General features: G+C 27.6%; 17 protein-coding genes and 1 tRNA gene. 12 read left to right on the forward strand and 6 right to left on the reverse strand.

Annotated features, from left to right (window positions below; translation table 11 throughout):
- The first annotated feature begins 14 nt into the window (after positions 1-14).
- From ACNI28_RS12990 to ACNI28_RS13005, 4 genes are all read left to right on the forward strand, one after another.
- Complete coding sequence (locus ACNI28_RS12990) at positions 15-644, forward strand: NAD(P)H-dependent oxidoreductase (protein ID WP_419764692.1); 630 nt, start codon at positions 15-17, stop codon at positions 642-644.
- 100 nt (positions 645-744) lie between these two features.
- A complete protein-coding gene (thiI, locus tag ACNI28_RS12995) occupies positions 745-2,211 on the forward strand; it encodes a tRNA uracil 4-sulfurtransferase ThiI (RefSeq protein WP_419764693.1) in 1,467 nt (488 codons plus the stop codon).
- Positions 2,212-2,327: 116 nt separating this feature from the next.
- Complete coding sequence (locus ACNI28_RS13000) at positions 2,328-3,824, forward strand: hypothetical protein (RefSeq protein WP_419764694.1); 1,497 nt, start codon at positions 2,328-2,330, stop codon at positions 3,822-3,824.
- 72 nt (positions 3,825-3,896) lie between these two features.
- Positions 3,897-5,486, forward strand: a complete 1,590-nt coding sequence (locus tag ACNI28_RS13005) for an ABC-F family ATP-binding cassette domain-containing protein (RefSeq protein ID WP_419764695.1) — start codon at positions 3,897-3,899, stop codon at positions 5,484-5,486.
- A 22-nt stretch (positions 5,487-5,508) separates the two neighbouring features.
- Here ACNI28_RS13005 and ACNI28_RS13010 read toward each other — a convergent pair whose 3' ends face one another.
- The 3 genes from ACNI28_RS13010 to ACNI28_RS13020 form a co-directional block, all read right to left on the reverse strand.
- On the reverse strand, positions 5,509-5,988 hold the full coding sequence (locus tag ACNI28_RS13010; RefSeq protein ID WP_419764697.1) for an acyl-CoA thioesterase: 480 nt from the start codon (positions 5,986-5,988) through the stop codon (positions 5,509-5,511).
- A gap of 122 nt (positions 5,989-6,110) precedes the next feature.
- Positions 6,111-8,057 carry an NAD-dependent DNA ligase LigA gene (gene ligA, locus ACNI28_RS13015; RefSeq protein WP_419764698.1) on the reverse strand — a complete coding sequence of 649 codons (1,947 nt, stop codon included), beginning with the start codon at positions 8,055-8,057 and terminating at the stop codon, positions 6,111-6,113.
- A 10-nt stretch (positions 8,058-8,067) separates the two neighbouring features.
- Positions 8,068-8,772 (reverse strand): class I SAM-dependent methyltransferase, encoded by a 705-nt coding sequence (locus tag ACNI28_RS13020; RefSeq protein WP_419764699.1) that lies wholly within the window; start codon positions 8,770-8,772, stop codon positions 8,068-8,070.
- Positions 8,773-8,834: 62 nt separating this feature from the next.
- Here ACNI28_RS13020 and ACNI28_RS13025 point away from each other — a divergent pair, with 62 nt between their 5' ends.
- From ACNI28_RS13025 to ACNI28_RS13055, 7 genes are all read left to right on the forward strand, one after another.
- A complete protein-coding gene (locus tag ACNI28_RS13025) occupies positions 8,835-9,176 on the forward strand; it encodes a hypothetical protein (protein WP_419764700.1) in 342 nt (113 codons plus the stop codon).
- 33 nt (positions 9,177-9,209) lie between these two features.
- Positions 9,210-9,284, forward strand: a tRNA-Val gene (locus ACNI28_RS13030).
- 72 nt (positions 9,285-9,356) lie between these two features.
- Positions 9,357-11,201: a 7TM diverse intracellular signaling domain-containing protein gene (locus tag ACNI28_RS13035; protein ID WP_419764701.1), complete on the forward strand. Its 1,845-nt coding sequence runs from the start codon at positions 9,357-9,359 to the stop codon at positions 11,199-11,201.
- Entirely contained in the window at positions 11,194-11,880 is a 687-nt protein-coding gene (locus ACNI28_RS13040; protein WP_419764702.1) for a response regulator, read from the forward strand. Before ACNI28_RS13035 ends, ACNI28_RS13040 begins: the two co-directional genes overlap by 8 nt.
- Positions 11,881-11,939: 59 nt before the next feature.
- Positions 11,940-12,701 (forward strand): N-acyl amino acid synthase FeeM domain-containing protein, encoded by a 762-nt coding sequence (locus ACNI28_RS13045; protein WP_419764703.1) that lies wholly within the window; start codon positions 11,940-11,942, stop codon positions 12,699-12,701.
- Between the two features lie 85 nt (positions 12,702-12,786).
- A complete protein-coding gene (locus tag ACNI28_RS13050; RefSeq protein WP_419764704.1) occupies positions 12,787-13,476 on the forward strand; it encodes a response regulator in 690 nt (229 codons plus the stop codon).
- A 61-nt stretch (positions 13,477-13,537) separates the two neighbouring features.
- Entirely contained in the window at positions 13,538-13,915 is a 378-nt protein-coding gene (locus ACNI28_RS13055; protein ID WP_419764705.1) for a DUF302 domain-containing protein, read from the forward strand.
- Between the two features lie 5 nt (positions 13,916-13,920).
- Here ACNI28_RS13055 and ACNI28_RS13060 read toward each other — a convergent pair whose 3' ends face one another.
- The 3 genes from ACNI28_RS13060 to ACNI28_RS13070 all read right to left on the reverse strand — a co-directional run bounded on the left by ACNI28_RS13060 (position 13,921) and on the right by ACNI28_RS13070 (position 18,013).
- Positions 13,921-14,310 carry a PAS domain-containing protein gene (locus ACNI28_RS13060; protein ID WP_419764706.1) on the reverse strand — a complete coding sequence of 130 codons (390 nt, stop codon included), beginning with the start codon at positions 14,308-14,310 and terminating at the stop codon, positions 13,921-13,923.
- A 2-nt stretch (positions 14,311-14,312) separates the two neighbouring features.
- Positions 14,313-16,613 carry a methyl-accepting chemotaxis protein gene (locus ACNI28_RS13065; protein ID WP_419764707.1) on the reverse strand — a complete coding sequence of 767 codons (2,301 nt, stop codon included), beginning with the start codon at positions 16,611-16,613 and terminating at the stop codon, positions 14,313-14,315.
- Positions 16,614-16,732: 119 nt separating this feature from the next.
- Positions 16,733-18,013, reverse strand: coding sequence for a M20/M25/M40 family metallo-hydrolase (locus ACNI28_RS13070; protein WP_419764708.1), 1,281 nt, complete (start codon positions 18,011-18,013; stop codon positions 16,733-16,735).
- A 122-nt stretch (positions 18,014-18,135) separates the two neighbouring features.
- On the opposite strand from ACNI28_RS13070, the gene ACNI28_RS13075 reads away from it, so the two are divergent.
- Entirely contained in the window at positions 18,136-19,920 is a 1,785-nt protein-coding gene (locus tag ACNI28_RS13075; protein WP_419764710.1) for an HD domain-containing phosphohydrolase, read from the forward strand.
- Positions 19,921-19,933: the final 13 nt, after the last annotated feature.

Consider the following 19,933-nt stretch of genomic DNA (forward strand, 5'->3'; position numbering starts at 1 on the left):
ATAAAGGAATAATTATGGAAAAAACATTTATGGAAGCTATGGAATTTAGACATGCGTGTAAGATTTTTGATGAGAGTAAAAAAATAAGTGATGAGGATATGAAGTTTATCCTTGAAGCAGGAAGAAAATCACCATCTTCATTTGGTATGGAAGCATGGAAGTTTTTAGTTATCACTAATGAAGAGTTAAAAGCAAAACTAAGACCTTTTTGTTGGAATCAAGCTCAGATTACAACTTGTTCTCATTTGGTCATTGTTTTAGCTGGGATTGAAGGAGTAAAACCTGAAAGTGGAATCCCCGCAAAAAGATTTGCAAGACGAGATATGCCAAAAGAGAAATATGATTTTTACCTAAATCTTTATGCTGAGCATTTAAAAGAGACTTTAAGTAGTGACAAAAATATTTATGCATGGACAGCAAGACAAACATTTATTGCTTTAGGAAATATGATGACAGCAGCTGCTGTTAAAGGAATAGACTCTTGTCCTATTGAAGGTTTTGATAAAGGCGGTGTTGAAGGTGTACTTGGACTTGATACTTCTAAATTCCAACTAACTTGCGTACTTCCTTTTGGATATAGAATCAACGAACAATCTACTCAATTAAGAGAAAAGTTTGAAGATATAGTCGAGTTTATTAAATAAAGAGTTTTCTCTTTATTTAATTCATAAATATATATTTGATTATTACTTTACCTGCCTTATGATATAATTGCGACTAATTAAAGACAAGGCTTATAAAATAATGGAAATTTCTCCAGTAAAAACACAAAAATTTATAATAAAACTATTCCCAGAAATAATGATAAAAGGAACATCTGCTAAAAGACAAATGGTAGGGCGACTCCACGGAAACCTACAAAAACTCTTAGCAAAGATTTCACAAGATATTACAACAAAAAAATTTTTTGACAAGATAGAAGTAGTTTGTCCTATTGATGTTGTTACAGAAGTTAGGATTAAACTATTAGATACTCCAGGAATCGAGTTAGTTTTAGAAGCATTACAATTTGATAAAATCACTACAATTGATGAGATAAAAGAGATAGTTAATGAGCATATGGCAAAAGAGATAGTTGACAAATCTTTTGTTGTAAGAGTTAAACGTTCAGGGACACATGAATTTAAATCTACTCAGGTTGAACAAGCAGTTGGTGGATATATGCTTCATAAAAATAAAGATTTAACTAAAGGCGTAGATTTACGAAATGCGCAAGTTACTATAAATCTTGAACTAATAAACAATCAATTAAATATCATAACACTAAGACACAAAGGTCTTGGTGGTTTTCCAATAGGTTCACAAGGTGAGATTTTATCACTTATGTCAGGTGGTTTTGATTCTACTGTGGCTTCATATCTTACTATGAAAAGAGGAATTAAAACACACTTTGTATTTTTCAATCTTGGTGGAGTGGCCCATGAAATAGGTGTAAAACAAGTTGCTCTTTATCTATGGAGTAAGTTTGGATCTTCTCATAGGGTTACTTTTACATCTATTCCTTTTGATGATGTAGTTACTGAAATATTTAGGTCAACACATGAAACATATATGGGAGTAACACTAAAAAGACTTATGTTAAAGGCTTCTGAAAAAATAGCCAATGATTTAAAAATAGATGCACTTCTAACAGGTGAAAGTGTCGCACAAGTTTCTAGTCAAACTTTACGAAACTTAGCATTGATTGACCAATCAACAAATAAATTAGTTCTAAGACCCCTTGCAACTATGAATAAACCAGATATTATAAATATAGCCAATGAGATTGGTACAAAAAGGTTTGCAGAAGCTATGCCTGAGTATTGTGGGGTGATTTCTAAAAACCCAACGACACATGGCTCTTATGAAAGAATGGAAAAAGAGGCTAATAAATTTGATTATTCTATTTTAGATAAAGCAGTAGAAGATGCTATTCAAATAAATGTTGATGAGATAAATGAAGATATAAAAGATATAGGTCAAATGGAAACTGTAAGTGATCTCTCAAGTGGTAATTATGTTGTAATAGATATTAGACAAAACCCTGAGTGTATAGAGACATCTTGTGAGACTTTAAAAATCCCTTTTTATAAGTTGAAAACAGAGTTTGAGAAACTTCCACAAGATAAAGAGTATCTATTTTATTGTGAAAAAGGAATTTTGAGTCAATTACATGCTCAATATTTAAAAGATGCAAAAAAATTTAATAATATAAAAGTATATAGACCATAAAAATAATATTTTAAGGTTCTTTGTAAAACAGTTAATTTAATCTATTTTTATTGCTTTTTTACAATAAAAATAATAAAATACAAACAGAAAGAATAACTTTCAAAATAAGGTATACTATGACAAACTCAGTTGATGTTGAGAAATGGCTTGATAAACACTCTATTAGTAATTTTTTTATTTCAAAAGATTTAAAAGTAACAGTTCATGGAAATGTTAATTTAAATGGAAAATTAAGTGGTGATAAGCTACCTGTAACCTTTGATGTTGTGGATGGTTATTTTGATATTAGTAATAACTCTTTAAAATCACTTGAAGGGTCTCCGGAAAAGGTTACTGGAGATTTTAATTGCTCTCATAATATGATTGAATCTTTAATAGGTTCTCCTATAGCTGTATATGATTTCAATTGTTCATTTAATAAGCTGGTCAATTTATCTTATTGTCCAAAAGAGATTGTGGGATATTTAGATTGTTCAAACAATGAACTCACTACAATCAAAGGAAGTCCAAGAACTGTAAGAGGATACTTTAATTGTTCAGAAAATAAAATACACTCATTAAAGGGTGGTCCTAAGTACGTGACTTTATATTTTGATTGTTCTCATAATATTTTGAGAGAATTAAAAGGTGGACCAATTACTGTTGGTGAAGATTACATTTGTCATGGAAATGAGATACAAGACTTAGATGGTATCTCTGATGAAATAGGTTGGGATTTGATTACTGATGTTAGATTGAATCACTTAGTTCATAGTTTTGATGAACAAACAACTACTTGGAGATATAAAGGTAAAGATGTAGTTGAACATGTCTATAAACCTATTGTCTCTTTACAAAATAAAGAAGATATTGAAAAGTGGCTACATAAATATGATATTACAAACTATAAGATTTTAGAAGATAATTCTGTTGATGTTACAGGAAGAGTTAAGTTATCTGATAGACTAGCTAACCTTTCAAGACTACCTTTAAAATTCAATGAAATAACTGGAGATTTTGATATAAGTGATAATGAACTTACTTCCCTTGAAGGTTGTCCAAGTGTTGTAAAGGGTGATTTTTTAGCTTTTAAAAATGAAATTTATTCTTTAAAAGGCGGACCAAAAGATGTACAAGGGAATTATATTATTCTTAAAAATAATATCTCTAACTTAAAGTATGCTCCTACTATTGTAAAAGATGATTTTATATGTTCCCACAATCCAATAGATAGTTTAGAAGGTCTAAATTTGGTTCAAGGTTCTATATTTACAAATGTTTCACTTCCTGATATCAAGTCTCAGAAGTTTGTTTATAATAAAATCACAACATATAAATATGCAGGTGATTTAGTTTGCGAATACTTAGATAGAATTTATGTAACTTTAACTGATGAAGAAAAACTATTTGAAACAACAAGAAAAAAGCTGCATAATGGTATTACAAAATTACTCAACAATAATTCTTTGAAACAAGATATGGTAACAGATACCTTGCTTAAAAACTTAACAAAATACAATTTAAATGATTTAAAAGAGAAAGTACTTTGTATAAAAAACCCTAGTGATGATGACAAGAAAAAAGAACTAACAGAGAAAGAGCTTATAAAATTGGCTTTTGATCAAGAGCTTTAAATCGTTTTACTTTCGGTTTAGTTTACTTTAGTTAAAATCGCGAATTACTAAAACAACAATTAGGAAAAATATATGGTTCAAACAGTCAATTTAAAAAAATCATTTGGTGCAAGGGTTTTATTTCAAGAAATAAACCTAAAACTAGATGCTGGAAAAAGATATGGTTTAATCGGTGCTAATGGTGCTGGTAAAACTACATTTCTAAAAATTTTATCTGGAGAAGAAGAAGCAACAGAGGGTGAAGTACAAGTTCAAAGTGGAAAAAAAGTTGGAACTTTAAGTCAAAATCAATTTGCTTATGAAACATATAGTTTATTTGATACAGTTTTACTTGGAAACAAAAGATTATACGATGCAATTAAAGAAAAAGAAAAACTTTATATGGAAGAGTATACAGATGAAATAGGTGAAAGATTAGGTGAGTTAGAAATAATATGTTGTGAAGAAGATCCAACTTATGAATATGATGTGAAAATTACTAAAATCTTAGAAGATTTAGGTTTTCCAGCTTCTGAACATCAAGAACTTATGTCAACACTAACTGGTGGAGATAAATTCAAAGTACTATTAGCACAAGTTTTATATCCAAAACCTGATGTACTATTTTTAGATGAGCCTACAAATAACCTTGATATTGAAACAATTGGGTGGTTAGAAAATCAATTACAACATCATGATGGAACTATGGTAGTTATCTCACATGATAGACACTTCCTAAATGCAGTTTGTACACATATCTTAGATGTTGATTACAAACAAATTAGAGAGTTTAGTGGTACTTATGATGATTGGTATATTGCTTCTACACTGATTGCAAAACAGCAACAAACTGATGTAAACAAAAAGCTTAAAGAAAAAGAAGAGTTAGAGAAGTTTATTGCCAGATTTAGTGCAAATGCATCAAAAGCAAAACAAGCAACATCAAGACAAAAACAACTTGATAAGTTAGATGTTGGTGCTATTCAAGTTTCAAGTAGAAGAGACCCTTCTATTATTTTTAGACAAAAAAGAGAAGTAGGTAAAGAGTTACTTACTGTAAGAAATGTTTCAAAATCATATGATGGAGAACAAGTTTTAAATGATATCTCTTTTACAGTTGAAAAAGGTGATAAAATCGCACTTATAGGACCAAATGGTATTGGTAAAACAACTTTATGTGAAATTATGATGGAAAATATAAAACCTGATAGTGGTGAAGTTTTCTGGGGTGCAACTATTCAAAATGGGTATTTCCCTCAAAATGCAACAGACATAATCAAAGGTGAAATAACACTATATGATTGGCTAAGAGATTTTGATAGAGATGCAGATATCTCAGAAATAAGAAATTGTCTTGGAAGAATGTTATTTAATGGTCAAGAACAAGAGAAAAAAGTAAGTGCTTGTAGTGGTGGGGAAAAACATAGAATGTGGCTTTCTAAAATCATGTTAGAACAACCAAACTTTATGATACTTGATGAGCCAACAAACCACTTAGATTTAGAGGCAATTATTGCATTGGGTGAAGGTCTTTTAGAATATCCAGGTTCTGTTATTTGTGTGTCTCACGATAGGGAACTTCTTGATGCTTATGCAAATAGAATTATTAGGATTCAAGATGATGGATCTATAATTGATTTTAAAGGTACTTACGAAGAGTATATCGATTCAAAAGAAGCATAAGCTTCTTTTGAAAGAGTATTTATTATATTTTTGTAGCGTGCTTTGAAGACATTCTTTGCTCTCTTCTTTTGATTGCATCGTTATATCTTCTTTTTTCATCTTCTGTTTTTGGGTCTAACTTTGGAACAGATATTGGCTTCCAATCTTCATCAACTGCTACCATAGTAAAATAACAAACATTTGTATTTTTGATTGTATGGTCTTTTATATCTTCCGAAATTACTTTAATCCCAATCTCCATTGATGTTCTTCCCACATAGTTTACTGATGCATGAAAAGTAACTAACGAACCAATTTTAATAGGGTCTTTAAATAAAACCATATCAACTGATAGTGTAACGGCATATCCACCTGAATATCTAGCAGAACATGCATATGCAACATGATCTAGCATTTTTAGAATCTCTCCACCATGTACATTTTGGCCACTGAAGTTTGCTTTATCAGGAGTCATTAACATTGTCATTGTAAGAGATTTCTCACCTTTTACTGTATTACTCATATAAAACCTTTTGTAAAATATCTCTTAATTATAGACTAAATATATATAAATACATAATAAAAACTTATTTTAAACTAGAGTAAAATTTGAAATTTATTAAAAAGTAACACCTGAAAAATATTTTATATCATTTTATTCATCTCTTTTTCATTTATAGTGCTTACATTAAGTTCAATTGCTTTATCATATTTACTTCCAGCATCTTCTCCATAAATAACATAATCGGTTTTTTTAGATACACTAGAACTAACTTTTGCACCAAGGGCTTCAAGATTTTTCTTGATTTCACCTCTACTTACACTCATAGTTCCTGTTATAACAACTGTTTTTCCTTTAAAGGCATTTTCACTTACTTCTATTTTTTCTTCAATAGTAGGGCTTATAGTTTCAATTAATTTTTGAACAAGTTCTTGATTCACACGCATAAATTCACAAAATGAGTTAGCCATTTGTTCACCAATTCCATCAAGTATTACAAGTGAATGATAATCTATAGTTGTGACTTTAAGTCCAAACTCTAAACAAATTTGTTTAGAGGCTACTTCTCCTATATGTTCTATACCAAGGGCATTAATAACTCTATGAAGTGAACTATTTTTAGTATTTTGTATGGCATTTAAAAGATTGTTTATTTTTTTCTCTTTGAATCCTTCAAGGTTTTCTAAATCTTCGTATTTAAGTGAGTATAAATCAAGTATATCTTTTATCTTATTTTGTCTAACTAGGATTTCAACTATCTTATTTCCTAAGCCATCTATATTCATACAGTTTTTACTTGCAAAGTATATTATTGAATTTACAACTCTTGATGGACAATCAAGGTTTTGACATTTTATTAGCGTACCTTCATCTAAAAGTTCACTTTTACATTCAGGACAAGAAGTAGGGCGAGGAATTTCTATTTGACTTCCATCTCTTCTATCTATAAAGACTTTAGTTATTTTAGGAATAATATCTCCACTTTTTATAATAATAACTTGATCATTAACTCTTAAATCAAGTCTTGCTATTTCATCATAGTTGTGTAGACTAGCTCTTTCAACTGTTGAACCATCGATTAAAGTAGGTTCTACTATTGCTACAGGTGTTATAACACCTGTTCGTCCTACTTGTTGGATTATATTTTTTATAGTAGTAGTTTTTTCAACTGCTGGGAATTTATAAGCACATGACCATCTTGGAAACTTAACCGTATAACCTAACTCATCTTGGGTTTCAATATCATTGATTTTGACAACCATTCCATCAAGCATCATTTGAATATCATTTCTTGAAGCTATTATTTTGTGATAAAGTTCTTCTATACCTTCTACACTGTAGGTAATAGTCTGCATAGGTGGTTTTACAAATCCAAATGAGTAAACATAATTCATCTTTTCATTTAAAGTTTTAAAATCTAAAGAATTTTGTCCTATTCCCCATACATTAAAAAAAAGTTTTCTTTTTGCTGTAATCTTTGGGTCAAGTTGTCTTAAACTTCCTGCTGCTGCATTTCTAGGGTTTGCAAATAGTTGTTCGCTATTTTTTGCTCTTTCTTGATTTATCTTTTCAAAATCAGCCTTTTTGATTACAATTTCACCACGAATTTCAATTAATGATTTTTCTTTTATTTCTAAAGGTATAGAGTGTATTGTTTTTACATTATTTGTAACATCTTCTCCAATACTGCCATCACCCCTTGTAATTGCTTGTTTTAATACTCCATTTTCATAGATTAAATTCAGACTTGCACCATCAAATTTTGGTTCACAATAAAACTCCAGATTTGTATTGACTTTTTTAGCTCTTTTTATCCAATCTTCTAGTTCTTGGGTATTAAAAACATCTTCTTGTGACCACATACGTGATAGATGAGAGGCCTTTTCAAATCCTTCTAAAACAAAGCCACCAACTCTTTTATTTGGTGAGTTTGGGTGTGAAAGGCTTGGATTTTCTTGCTCATATGCTAAACATTCTCGTGAGAGTTTATCGTACTCTTCATCACTTGCTTGTGGATTATCTTCAACATAATAGGCTATTGCCCAAGATATTAATATATTTATTTTTTTATTATATTCATTTTGTGTCATTATTCTCTTCTTAAATTTTTTGTAAAATATCAACCCTAAAAGGTTTTTTAAATGTTATTGGATTATTATTTTGCATATATTGATTAAACTTTTCTTCTACTTCTTTTTCAAGCTCTTTTGAAATCTTATTATCATTAAATGTTACATTCATAACTTTTGATTGAAAATCTTCAAAATCTTTATAGCTAACTTGCGAGTAAAAGAATATCTCTTGAAAAAGTTTAAACTCTTCAGTATCAACTGCATGTTTGATAGCATTGAAGGCTTCTATTCTTACAAGTTCTTCATTGTGAAACATAGAAATTATATCACTTAAATCACCTATAAATAGAGGTTCAGAGATATAAGCTAAACCATTTGGTTTTAGTACTCTTTTTATCTCACTCAATGCTTTTGGCATAAGGTTTATAGGTATATGATGAAAAGATTTGAACATAAAAATCATATCAACGCTTTCATCTTCCATATCAATGTTTTCAGCCCCACAAAGCTTGAATTCAATATTTTCATAAGTTTTTTGAAGGTTTTTTTGATGTTGTATCTCATCTACTTCACAAGCGATGACTTTTCTATTAAATCCATTACTTGCAATATTTATAGTTTTTGAAGCATTTCCACAGCCCAATTCTAAAATAGTTTTGTTGTTTAAATTTAGAGTTTCAATTAGGTAGTCTTCGTTTAATTCTTGAGTTATATTTGTATCTATTAATTTCATACAAAATTATATCATTTTAAACTAATATTTTTTTTGATATAATTATAGACTTTGGAGAAAAAATGAGTTATTTAGATATTTGTATATTGGGTTGGAACTTAAATGCTTTAATGTTTGTCACTAACTTATTGCTTGCTGTTAGGGTAATAAGAGCAAATAATGTTGACGAAATAGAAGAACAAACTAGATTTTTAGAAGAGTTAAAATTTGAGTTTGATAAATACTATCCAAACAGAAAAATAGAGATTATTGCCTCTTATGCTATACCTTTTACAGCATTTTTTAGAATGTCTATAAGACTTTTAGAAATGTTTCTTTTTTTTACAAAAAATAAAAATACTACAATGTATGACTTTATGGTTTATAAATATTCATACGACATCCAAAAAGCTAAATCAAAATAATATTTAGTTAATATCTCAATTATTAAAATCTATGTTTGATTAGCTCAGTGGTAGAGCACTACGTTGACATCGTAGGGGTCACTGGTTCAAATCCAGTATCGAACACCATCTTAGGAAATTAATTTATATCTTTAATTATTTTTATTATGTATAATAAACTATCAACTGTAGGCAATAATAATGAATCAAATAAGAATAATATTTATTCTACTTATAACAACAATCTTTTATGCAAATCCTTTAGTGATAAATAATCAAACAAAATTTGTCGATTTGTTATCTCATAGTGAAATTTATATAGATAAAAGTAGAAGTTTAACTTTAGGTGAAATTAGGAAACAAGATAATCTTTTTGAAAAAAATAGTGAAAAACTTCTAGGATATGGATATTCACCAGATTTTGATGTTTGGATAAGATTTACATTAAAAAATAACACAGATAAATTTATTTATAAAATCCTTGAGTATGATAATCCACTTACTACAAATATTGAGTTTTATAATCCAAATGAAAACTATACAAAAGTAGAAGATGGCCTTTTTCTGAAAAATATACATGAAAAGATTATAAACCCTAATTTTGATATAGAACTAAAACCAAATCAAACTGCCACTTATTATATAAAAGCATCATCATCAATTACTACATTAATAGTTAAATTAAATCTATGGAAAAGTGAAGTATTTTATAATAAAGAGATAAGTCATCAAATATTTCTTTCACTTTTTTTTGGAGCTATGTTAATACTTGCAATATACAACTTATTTATATATTTTTTCACTAGAGATATTAGTTATTTATATTATGTTATTTATATGTTTGGATTAATAATTCATCATATGATGTATGTTGGTATAGCAAATACATATTTCTTTGATTTTGAAAGTATGGTTACTATTGTCAGTCTTGCTTCTTTAATCGTTGCAATACCTGTTTATGCTTTGGGGTTGTTTACAAAAAGTTTTTTGCAAACAAAACAATATATAGTTCATAATAGAATATTAAATACATTTTTATTTTTGATACCTATATCTATTATATTTTTCTTATTAACAGATGGTTATGACAAATATAGAAATAGTATTACTATGCTCTTTTTGATTTTTCTAATGTATTTAACAATTTTTGCAAGTATAAAAAGAAATAAACAAGCTTATTTTATACTTTTAGGATGGTTTATATTTTTAACTTCTGGAATATTGATGTATTTATCAAGTTCAGGGGTATTCAATATATATGGCTATTCTCGATATTTGATAGAAATATCTTTTGTACTAGAAGCAGTTATTTTCTCTGTAGCTCTAGCAAATAGAATTACAAACTTACAAAAAGAGAAAAATGAAGCAAATCATAAATTAATTATGCAACAAAAAGATGAGACAAAAAGGCTTGAAAAAAGCGTTGAAGAAAAAACAAAAGATTTAAAATATGCACTTGATGAAAAAGAGTTACTTTTAAAAGAGTTAAATCATAGAGTAAAAAATAATATGCAAACAATAGTCTCTTTAATCAGGCTTCAAAATGATGACATATCAGATACAAAACTACAAGATATACTAATCACCATACAAAATAGAATCAGTGCTATGGGACACTTACATGAGCTTTTATACAATCAAAATGATATCTCACATATAAATGCCTATGAATATTTTGATTTACTGATAGAAGAGATAAAAGATAGTTATGAAACTGATGTTGAAATATCTTTTGATATTCAAGCTAACTTAAAAATAGAGCAAGCCATATATTGTGGACTAGTTATTAATGAATTAGTTACAAATTCATTTAAATATGCTTTCCCATCAAAAGAAGGGAATATAACAATTAGTTTAAAAAGATTTGAAGAAGTAATACAACTAATAATAAAAGATGATGGGATTGGGTTTGATGAAAAAAATAAAAAACAATCTCTAGGTTTAACTTTAGTAAATACTTTATGTACAAATCAATTGGGGGCAAGCATATCAATTGATTCAACTGATGGTGTAATTACAACAATCAAGTGGAAGGAAGATGATTAATACAAAGATATTAATAGTAGAAGATGAGAGTATTGTTGCTCTTGATATAAAACAAGCACTAAAAAGTTTTGGATATAAAGATATTTATTGTACTACAAACTATGATGAAACACTTGCTCATGTAAAAGAATTTAGACCATCTTTAATATTTATGGATATAAACCTAAAGAATAGTAAAGATGGCATTGAAACTGCAATAGCAGTACAGACAATTGAAAATATACCTATAATATACCTGACCGCATATTCGGATGAAGATACTATAAGTAGGGCGATACATACTAATCCCATAGGATATATATTAAAGCCATTTAAAAGAGAAGAACTTAAATCTATAATAATGCTTTGTCTATATAAGATTGATAAGGCAAAAAAAGAGTATATAAATAAAAATAACATATGTTTAGGTGATAATTACTATTATGCTCTAGAAGATGAAATACTTTTTTATAATGAAATACCAATAAAATTAGGAGTAAAAGAAAAAAAGTTGTTAACACTACTAGTTGAGGCAAAAGGAAGAATCGTATCATTTAATGAAATTGAATATTTACTTTGGCCTGATTCTCCTGTTTCTGATAGTACACTAAGAACATTAATTTATAGACTAAGATGTAAATTAGAATACAAAATAATTGAAACTATAACTTCCATAGGTTGTAAAATAATTCCATTATAAAGTATGTGACGCTAGATGTGACGTCAACATATTAAAGTTTGTCCTAAAAAGGACAGACAATGGCTTACCTAAATAAAAATATCTCTCTAAATCAACTTCAGGAATTTGTTCAACAAAATATTCAACAAAGGCTAGATTATCTACCAATAAACTTTTATAATGAACAGAAATTTGCTTTGGAAACCTTTCAAAAAAGAATTTTTTTAGAAAGTATTATTGATGAGAGTATCTCATTTAATAGAAGTTTATCTTGGAATCAAGATAATAAAAATCTTAGATTAACTACTACTGCGGAGGAGTTAATAGATGTATTCAAACTAAGAAGTAATGTATTTAGAGAAATTAATTATTTAGATGAATTTCCTGATTCAATAGAAGGATTAAACTTTGATATATATGATAAAACATCTGCAATTATTTATTATAAAAACAATAAAGAAGTCTCTGGGACTATTAGGTTGATTTTTGATTCAGAAAATAAATTACCATCAGAAAATAAATGCTGCTTTGATGATATGCGCAAACAATATAGTTGTATAGGTGAAATATCTAGAAATATAGTTAAAAATAGAGGTAGTGGTTTAAATCAAGAGTTTAAATACCTAATGTGTGGAATATATAATATCTTTATAAATAATAATATAGATATTGCATTGTCTGGCATAAAAAAGGAGCATTTGAAGTTGTTCAAAAAACTGGGTGGTGTTGAAGTTTTTAAGGAGTTGAATTCTTATGGTAGTTTTGAAACACCATGTTTGATTATATCATATAATCCAAATCAAGCATCAAGCTTCTTTAAAAAAGTTTTTTTAGGATTATAGTAAATTTAACTAATTTGTGACAAAATATGTGACAATAAAATGTTATCATTTTAAAATAACTTATAACAATTAAAAAGAAAAAAATATGAATAAAACAAAAATATTAATAGTAGAAGATGAGAGTATTGTTGCCCTTGATATGCAAAAGACTTTAATGAAATATAACTATAATGTAAGTAACTGTGTAACAAACTATGATGATGCAATTAAAAGTGTTAAGTATGATAGGCCAGATATTATTTTAATGGATATAAATCTTGGGAAAAGTAAAGATGGTATTGAAGTTGTTGAGGAAATCCAAACTTTTGAAAATATACCTATTATATATATAACAGCTTTTTCGGATGAAGATACAATTAGTAGGGCTATTAAAACAAATCCTGTAAGCTATTTATTAAAACCTTTTAAAAGAGAAGAATTGAAGTCTAATATAATGCTTGGATTATATAAAAATAAGACAAGACAAGTAGATACGATAAACAAAGAATATCACTACTTAGGTAATAATTACTACTTTGATAATAAAAATGATAAATTATTTTACAAAGATTTAGCTATAAAACTTGGTAGTAAAGAAATATTACTTTTAAAAATTCTTATTGAATCAAAAGAAGAAATTGTATCATTTGAGGAATTGGAGTCAAGAATTTGGACTACAAATACAATTTCTGATAGTACACTAAGAACTTTAATCTATAGATTAAGAGGAAAATTAGAGTATAAACTAATTGAAACAATACCAAATATGGGATGTAGAATTTTAGTAAATAATTAAAAGATAATTTTATAGCTTTTTGTTATACTTCAATTCAAGATTATTAAAATTAGGATAGAAAATGGTTTATATTGAAAAAAGTGAAAAAAGTGTACAAGAAGTAGTAGATAAAATTCAAGAGATTATTTCAGATTATAAGTTTGGTGTTTTACATATTCACAATGTAAAAGAGACATTAAACTCAAAAGGTATTGACTTTAAAAATGAGTGTCAGATATTAGATGTATGTAATCCAAAGATTGCAGAAGAGTTTTTAAGTGAGGATATGAGTTTAAGTTCAATAATGCCTTGTAAAATTTCTGTATATAAAGAAGATAAAGAGACTACTGTTGCTACAAACTCAATAGTACAACTTGTAGATGATATAAACCCTGATATGATAGAAATAGCTCAAGGTGCCCAAGAGACTATTTTAAAAATTATAAAAGAGGCTATTTAGCCTCTTTATATCATTGTTTTATATAAAGCTTCGTGTTTAGTTACTTCTTCTCTTGAAGGCTTTCTCCTGCAAGACATATAACACTGTTCTTTTGCTTCATTAAGGTATGGATAAACAGTTGCAAATACCCAATAATATCCACCAGATTTAGTTTTATTTTTAACATAGCCTTGCCAAACTTCACCAGATTTTACAGTATCCCAAAGGTCTTTAAATGCAGCCTTAGGCATATCTTCATGTCTTACAATATTATGTGGCTTACCTAATAAATCATCTAATTCATACTCTGCTATATCACAGAACTCTTTATTTGCAAAAAGAATATTTCCCTTTGCATCTGTCTCACTAACTAAAAAAGCATTATCACTTAATACTGTTTCTTTACCTACTGCCATAATTAAGCCTTTTTATTAAATAAATTATCACAATGAATTTCTTTTATTTTATCCATTTGTACAAAAACTCTATTCATTGATTTTTCTAAGTTTTGAGCTACTGAAATTATTTGACCATTTTTATATTTACCTGCATATAAATCAACAGAGTCTTGAACCATCATATGAACTTTTCTATGTTCATTATATAAAAGTTTCCAATCTTCTGTTTGTGCTATGGCTGAATCTTTCGTTGAATTTAACCATTTCCCAAAATCACACTCATTGTGGTTTTTTACAGTGACTTTATCTCCACCAGAGACACACTGATTAAAGGCATTATTTTTAAATAATACATGATCTGTTTTTAGTTTATTTATTTTAAATACAAATTCAGTATCACAAACTCTTCTTTTTGCTTTTTCATCAAATGAAGTAGAATCCACGGCATTTTGTAATTGATTAGCTAACACTTTAGTATTAGCTGCCATTTCATTTATTTGACTAGCTAAAGAAGCGTTTTTTTGTGTGGCTTGATCTAGTGCATTAACTGTATCATTTATTTGAACCATTGCTTGTTCTTGTTCTTTTGTAGAGTTTGCAACTTCTCCAATTATTTTTTCACTTTGTGATATATTTTCATTTAGTTCATTAAATCCATCAATCATTTTAGAAGCAACATCTTTTCCTTCTTTTGATTTTATATTTGCACTTTCTACTAGCTTTTTTATTTCATTTGCAGCTTCTGCACTTCGTGAAGCTAGATTTCTAACTTCTTGAGCAACTACTGCAAAACCTTTTCCTGCTTCTCCTGCAGTTGCGGCTTCAACGGCTGCATTTAGTGATAAAATATTAGTTTGAAATGCAATTTGATCAATGACAATAATTGCATCATTTATAGTAGTTACTTCTGTACTTAGTTGATCCATAGATTCAGATGTTTTTTTCGCTAATTCAATACCTGTATTACTAGAGTTTGCAACTTTTGATGAATATTCAAGCATTTTTGCTGTATTTTCATTACCACTTTGGATAGTGGCTGTTACTTCTTCAATTGCTGCTGCAGTTTCTTCAAGTGCTGCTGCTTGTTTATTTGATGAAGCACTTAATTCAGATGATGCACTTGATAAGTCATCTGCACTAAAACCTAATCTTTTAGTTGAATTATCAATTATAGAGATTACTTCATTGATTGCAGTTTGAGTAACTTTTGTTCCACCAAATAAAGATGAAACAAGACCTGTAATATTTGGAATATCAGGTATTTTATATATATAGTTAGCTTTTCCTAATTCAGTTAAAGAGTCAGATAACTTAACTAAATTATCTCTTGTTGACTCTAACATATTATTAAATTGAGCTATTAGTTCATTTAATTCATTTGTAGAACCTTTTACTGAGATTCTATCATTAAATAATCCAACATTCACCTTTCCAATAACTTCTTTTGCATTTTCAATTGCCAATTTATCTTGTAGAACGGCACTTTCTATTTTTTCTACATAAAAATTAAAATTTTCTGCAATATTGCCAAGTTCATCATTTGAAAAAAGGTCTATTTTGCTCGCATCTTCATTGTGTGCTAACTTTTCAACTCCATCGTCTAGTTTTTGAATATTTTTTAAAATATTACTAATAATTAAAACTAAAGAAATAACAGAAATTGCAAATGCTATTGTTAATAAGTTAGAAACAAATTGAAATTTATTTATTATTTCAATATCTTTAACAATTGTATCTTCAAGAAATTCTTTTTGTTTCTCTACTGCTTTATTTATATTCTCTTCAATTATTGCTGAAAACCTATCAACTTTATCCATATTGTCTTCAATACTGAAAGTTGAATCCATAAATTTATTAAAAATATTCATTTCTTCATCTGTCAAGTTTTGACTTGAAGAAGCTAAAATTTGAATTAATTCATTTCTGTTTTTTACTGCTTTAACACCATAATTAACCATGTTTTTTAGAGAAAAAATATAATTATCAAATATATTGTCAATATTTGTTAAGTATTTTTTATTTTCTTTATGTTGGTTTTTTTCTTTTATCTTTTTTCTTACATCTTTATATTTTTTAATCAAAGATTCAATTTCTTTAATGCCCTCTGTATCACCCATAAGTGTAAGGTCAGTACCTAGTTCTTGAATGTTTTTCACTAAAAATTTCAAGTTTTGAAAAGAAGAAGTTAGTTTTGTCTCTTCAATTAAGTTATTATTTGCATGTTTTATTTTTGATAATGATACAAATAATCCAAGTCCGTTTAATATAAGTACAATAATAAAAACTGCAACTAGTAGATTAGATTTTCTTTTAATCGTCATAATAATACCTCGTTGTAAATATGAAGATATTATAATAAAATAATATAAAAGTTTACATAATTATTAACATTTCTGTTATTTTATTATATTAATTGCAAAATAATTATTATTATAATACTTTATAAAATTATTTCATTTACAATTCCAAATAGATTTTCAACTGATTTTATACTGACTTTTTCATTATAAGAGTGTGGATTATAAATATTTGGTCCAATGGATGCTACTTTTAAGTGTGGGAATTTCTCTTTAAAAATTGCACACTCAAGTCCTGCATGGATAGCTCTAAATTGAGCATCTGGGTTATTTTTTATATATATTTCATATACTGTTTGAGTAAACTCATTTTTATCTGGTTTCCAAGCTGGATATTTACCTTTTGTTTGTACTTCAAAGTTCTGTATTTTTAGCTGATTGCAAGTAGTTTCTTTGATACTGTTTAGTTTTTCATTATCCATAGATCTTGCACTTAGTTTTATCTCTATTTCATTGATATTTGTTTTTACAATTGCTAGGTTAATTGAGGTTTCTACTACATCTAATTCATTATTGAACTCTATTACACCATTTTCAAAATCATATAAAAAATCTATAATTTCATCACTATATAAATTAAAATGCTGAGGAACCTCTGCTACTTCTTTGATACTCATATTTTCATGTGTAGGAGATGGTGGATTTTTTGAAGCAATGATTGCTTTTGCATTTGCAGGTATAGAGTTAATTCTCTCTCCACCATTTAAATCTAATAATTTTCCTCCACACTCTTTAATTGCTTTTGCAATAAGTTTGATTGCATTTGGTATGTTTTCATGAATATTAACGCCACTGTGTCCACCTCTTAGTTTTGAAATAGTGATTTCATATAGTTTTAGGTTTTGTGTATTTGGAACTAACTTATGATTTGTGTGTTTTGCAAGTATGTCTACACCACCTGCACAACCTATACAAATCTCTCCTTCTTCTTCTGAATCTAAATTTAGCATAAAAGGTGAGGTGATGTTTAGTTTAATGTCATTTGCCCCAATTAATCCTATCTCTTCATCTGAGGTAAAAAGATATTCTAAATCTTTATTTTCACTCATTAGTGCTAACATATAAGAACAACCAATACCATTATCAGCACCCAAAGTTGAATTTTTAGCTTTTAAAAAACCATCTTTTTCTATTATTTCTGGTATTGTATTATCTATTAAACAAACAATATCGTAGTGTGATTGTAAACAGATTTTTGAGTTTGAATTCTTTTTTTTACAAAGAATATTATTTACATCATCAATAAAACATTCAAATCCACACTTTGAAGCATAACTTTTAACATAATTTATAAATTCGTTATGTGTACCACTACATCTAGGTATTGATGTTATTTCTTTAAATATTTCTAAAACTAAGCTCAAGATAAACCTTTGATTTTTTTGTGATTATATCAAAAAGTGATGATATTTTTATTAACTTTGACCATTATGTGACTATTTATTGGTTATAATAATAAACACAATAATGATTTTTAGGTAAAATTATGAAATTTTCGTTAAAAGCACTTCTTATACTATCTTTTTCTTTGATAATTATCATATCTATGTCTATGATATTACTAACAACCTATTATATGTCAAAGAGTACAATGTCTGTTCAATCATATAAAATAATGAAGAATATATCAGAGTTTGCTATTGATAAATCCAAAACTTATATGAATGTAGCAAGTGATGCATCTTTTTTAACCAAAAATTTGCAAAATAAAAATGTTATAAATATTCAAAATCAAAAAGAGTTGATTAATTATTTTTATGAACAAATGATTGTAAATCAATATTTTTCTGCTATATATTTTGCATCTATTGATGGCGATTTCTTAATGCTTTTAAAAAATGATAAAGGTTTTCTAAAAAAAAGCATTAAGTATAATACAAACAAAAAAAATGTAACTATTGAACAAAATGATAAATTTATGAATTTGATTGAAGAAAAGAGTTTAGATAATGATAAATATGAGCCTAGAGTTAGACCATGGTATATAAATGCAGTGACAAGGGAACTATCAACTTGGACAGAACCATATATATTTTATACTTCTCAAAAAGCAGGAATAACTATATCAACACCAATATATGATAAAGGAAATAGAATAAAAGGTGTGATTGGAATTGATATAGAGATTGATAAATTATCATCTTTTATAAATAATTTAAAAATTGGAGAAAATGGAAAAGTTTTTTTGATTAATAAATCATTAAAAATTATATCTTTCCCAGCAGAAAAAGGTAAATTAAAAACAATTGATACTCTTGATGAAAATAGTGTTATAAAAAAAGCATATAATGAACTCATAAAACAAACTGATATTGAATCGGTACAAAAAGAGTTTTATATCAGTTTTAAAAAAGATGGAAATAATTACCAAGCAATGTTTTTACCTTTTAAAATAGGTGAATTAGAGTGGACAATTGGTATGTATGTTTTTGAAGATGATTTTTTAGGACTATTAAAAAGAAATAATAAGTTAAATATTCTTTTTATTATACTAATTGGATGTATATCTTTATTTATTAGTATTAAAGTTGCTAAGAATATTTCTAGACCAATATTAGACTTAAGAGATACTACTAATAAATTAGAGCTTTTAAATTTAAATCAAGCAGATATTAAACTAAGTAAAATCAAAGAGATAAATGAGTTAATTACTTCATTTAATAAAATGAAAGTTAATTTAAAAGAATCATACTTAGATACATTATTTAGATTGGCTGTTGCCGCGGAGTACAAAGATAATGATACGGCTGAACATATTAATAGAATAGGTTTATATAGTGAAGCAATCGCTAAAAAACTTAATTTAGAAGAGGAACAGATATATATATTAAAACATGCAAGTGCCATGCATGATATAGGAAAGTTAGGTATTCCAGATAAAATATTATTGAAACCTGGTAAATTAGATGAGCAAGAGAGACTAGTTATACAAACTCATCCAGCAATAGGTGCTGCAATATTAAACAATCCAACTTCTAAAATCATGGAAGCAGGGAGAGATATATCTTTATACCACCATGAGAAATGGGATGGTACAGGCTATCCTAAAGGTTTAAAAGGCGAAGAGATACCGTTATTTGCAAGAATTGTATCTATTGTAGATGTATTTGATGCCTTGATGTCTAAACGATGTTATAAAGAAGCATTTGATGAAAATAAATCCAAAAAGATTATATTAGAAGGTAAAGGAACTTTTTTTGAGCCAAAAGTTGTTGATGCTTTTGAAGAGTGTTTTGATGAGTTGGTGAATATATCTAAGTTAAATTCATAAAAACCTAAGTAAA

Source organism: Arcobacter denitrificans (SeqCode) (assembly GCF_048571185.1).
GTDB classification, from domain to species: Bacteria; Campylobacterota; Campylobacteria; order Campylobacterales; family Arcobacteraceae; genus Arcobacter; species Arcobacter denitrificans.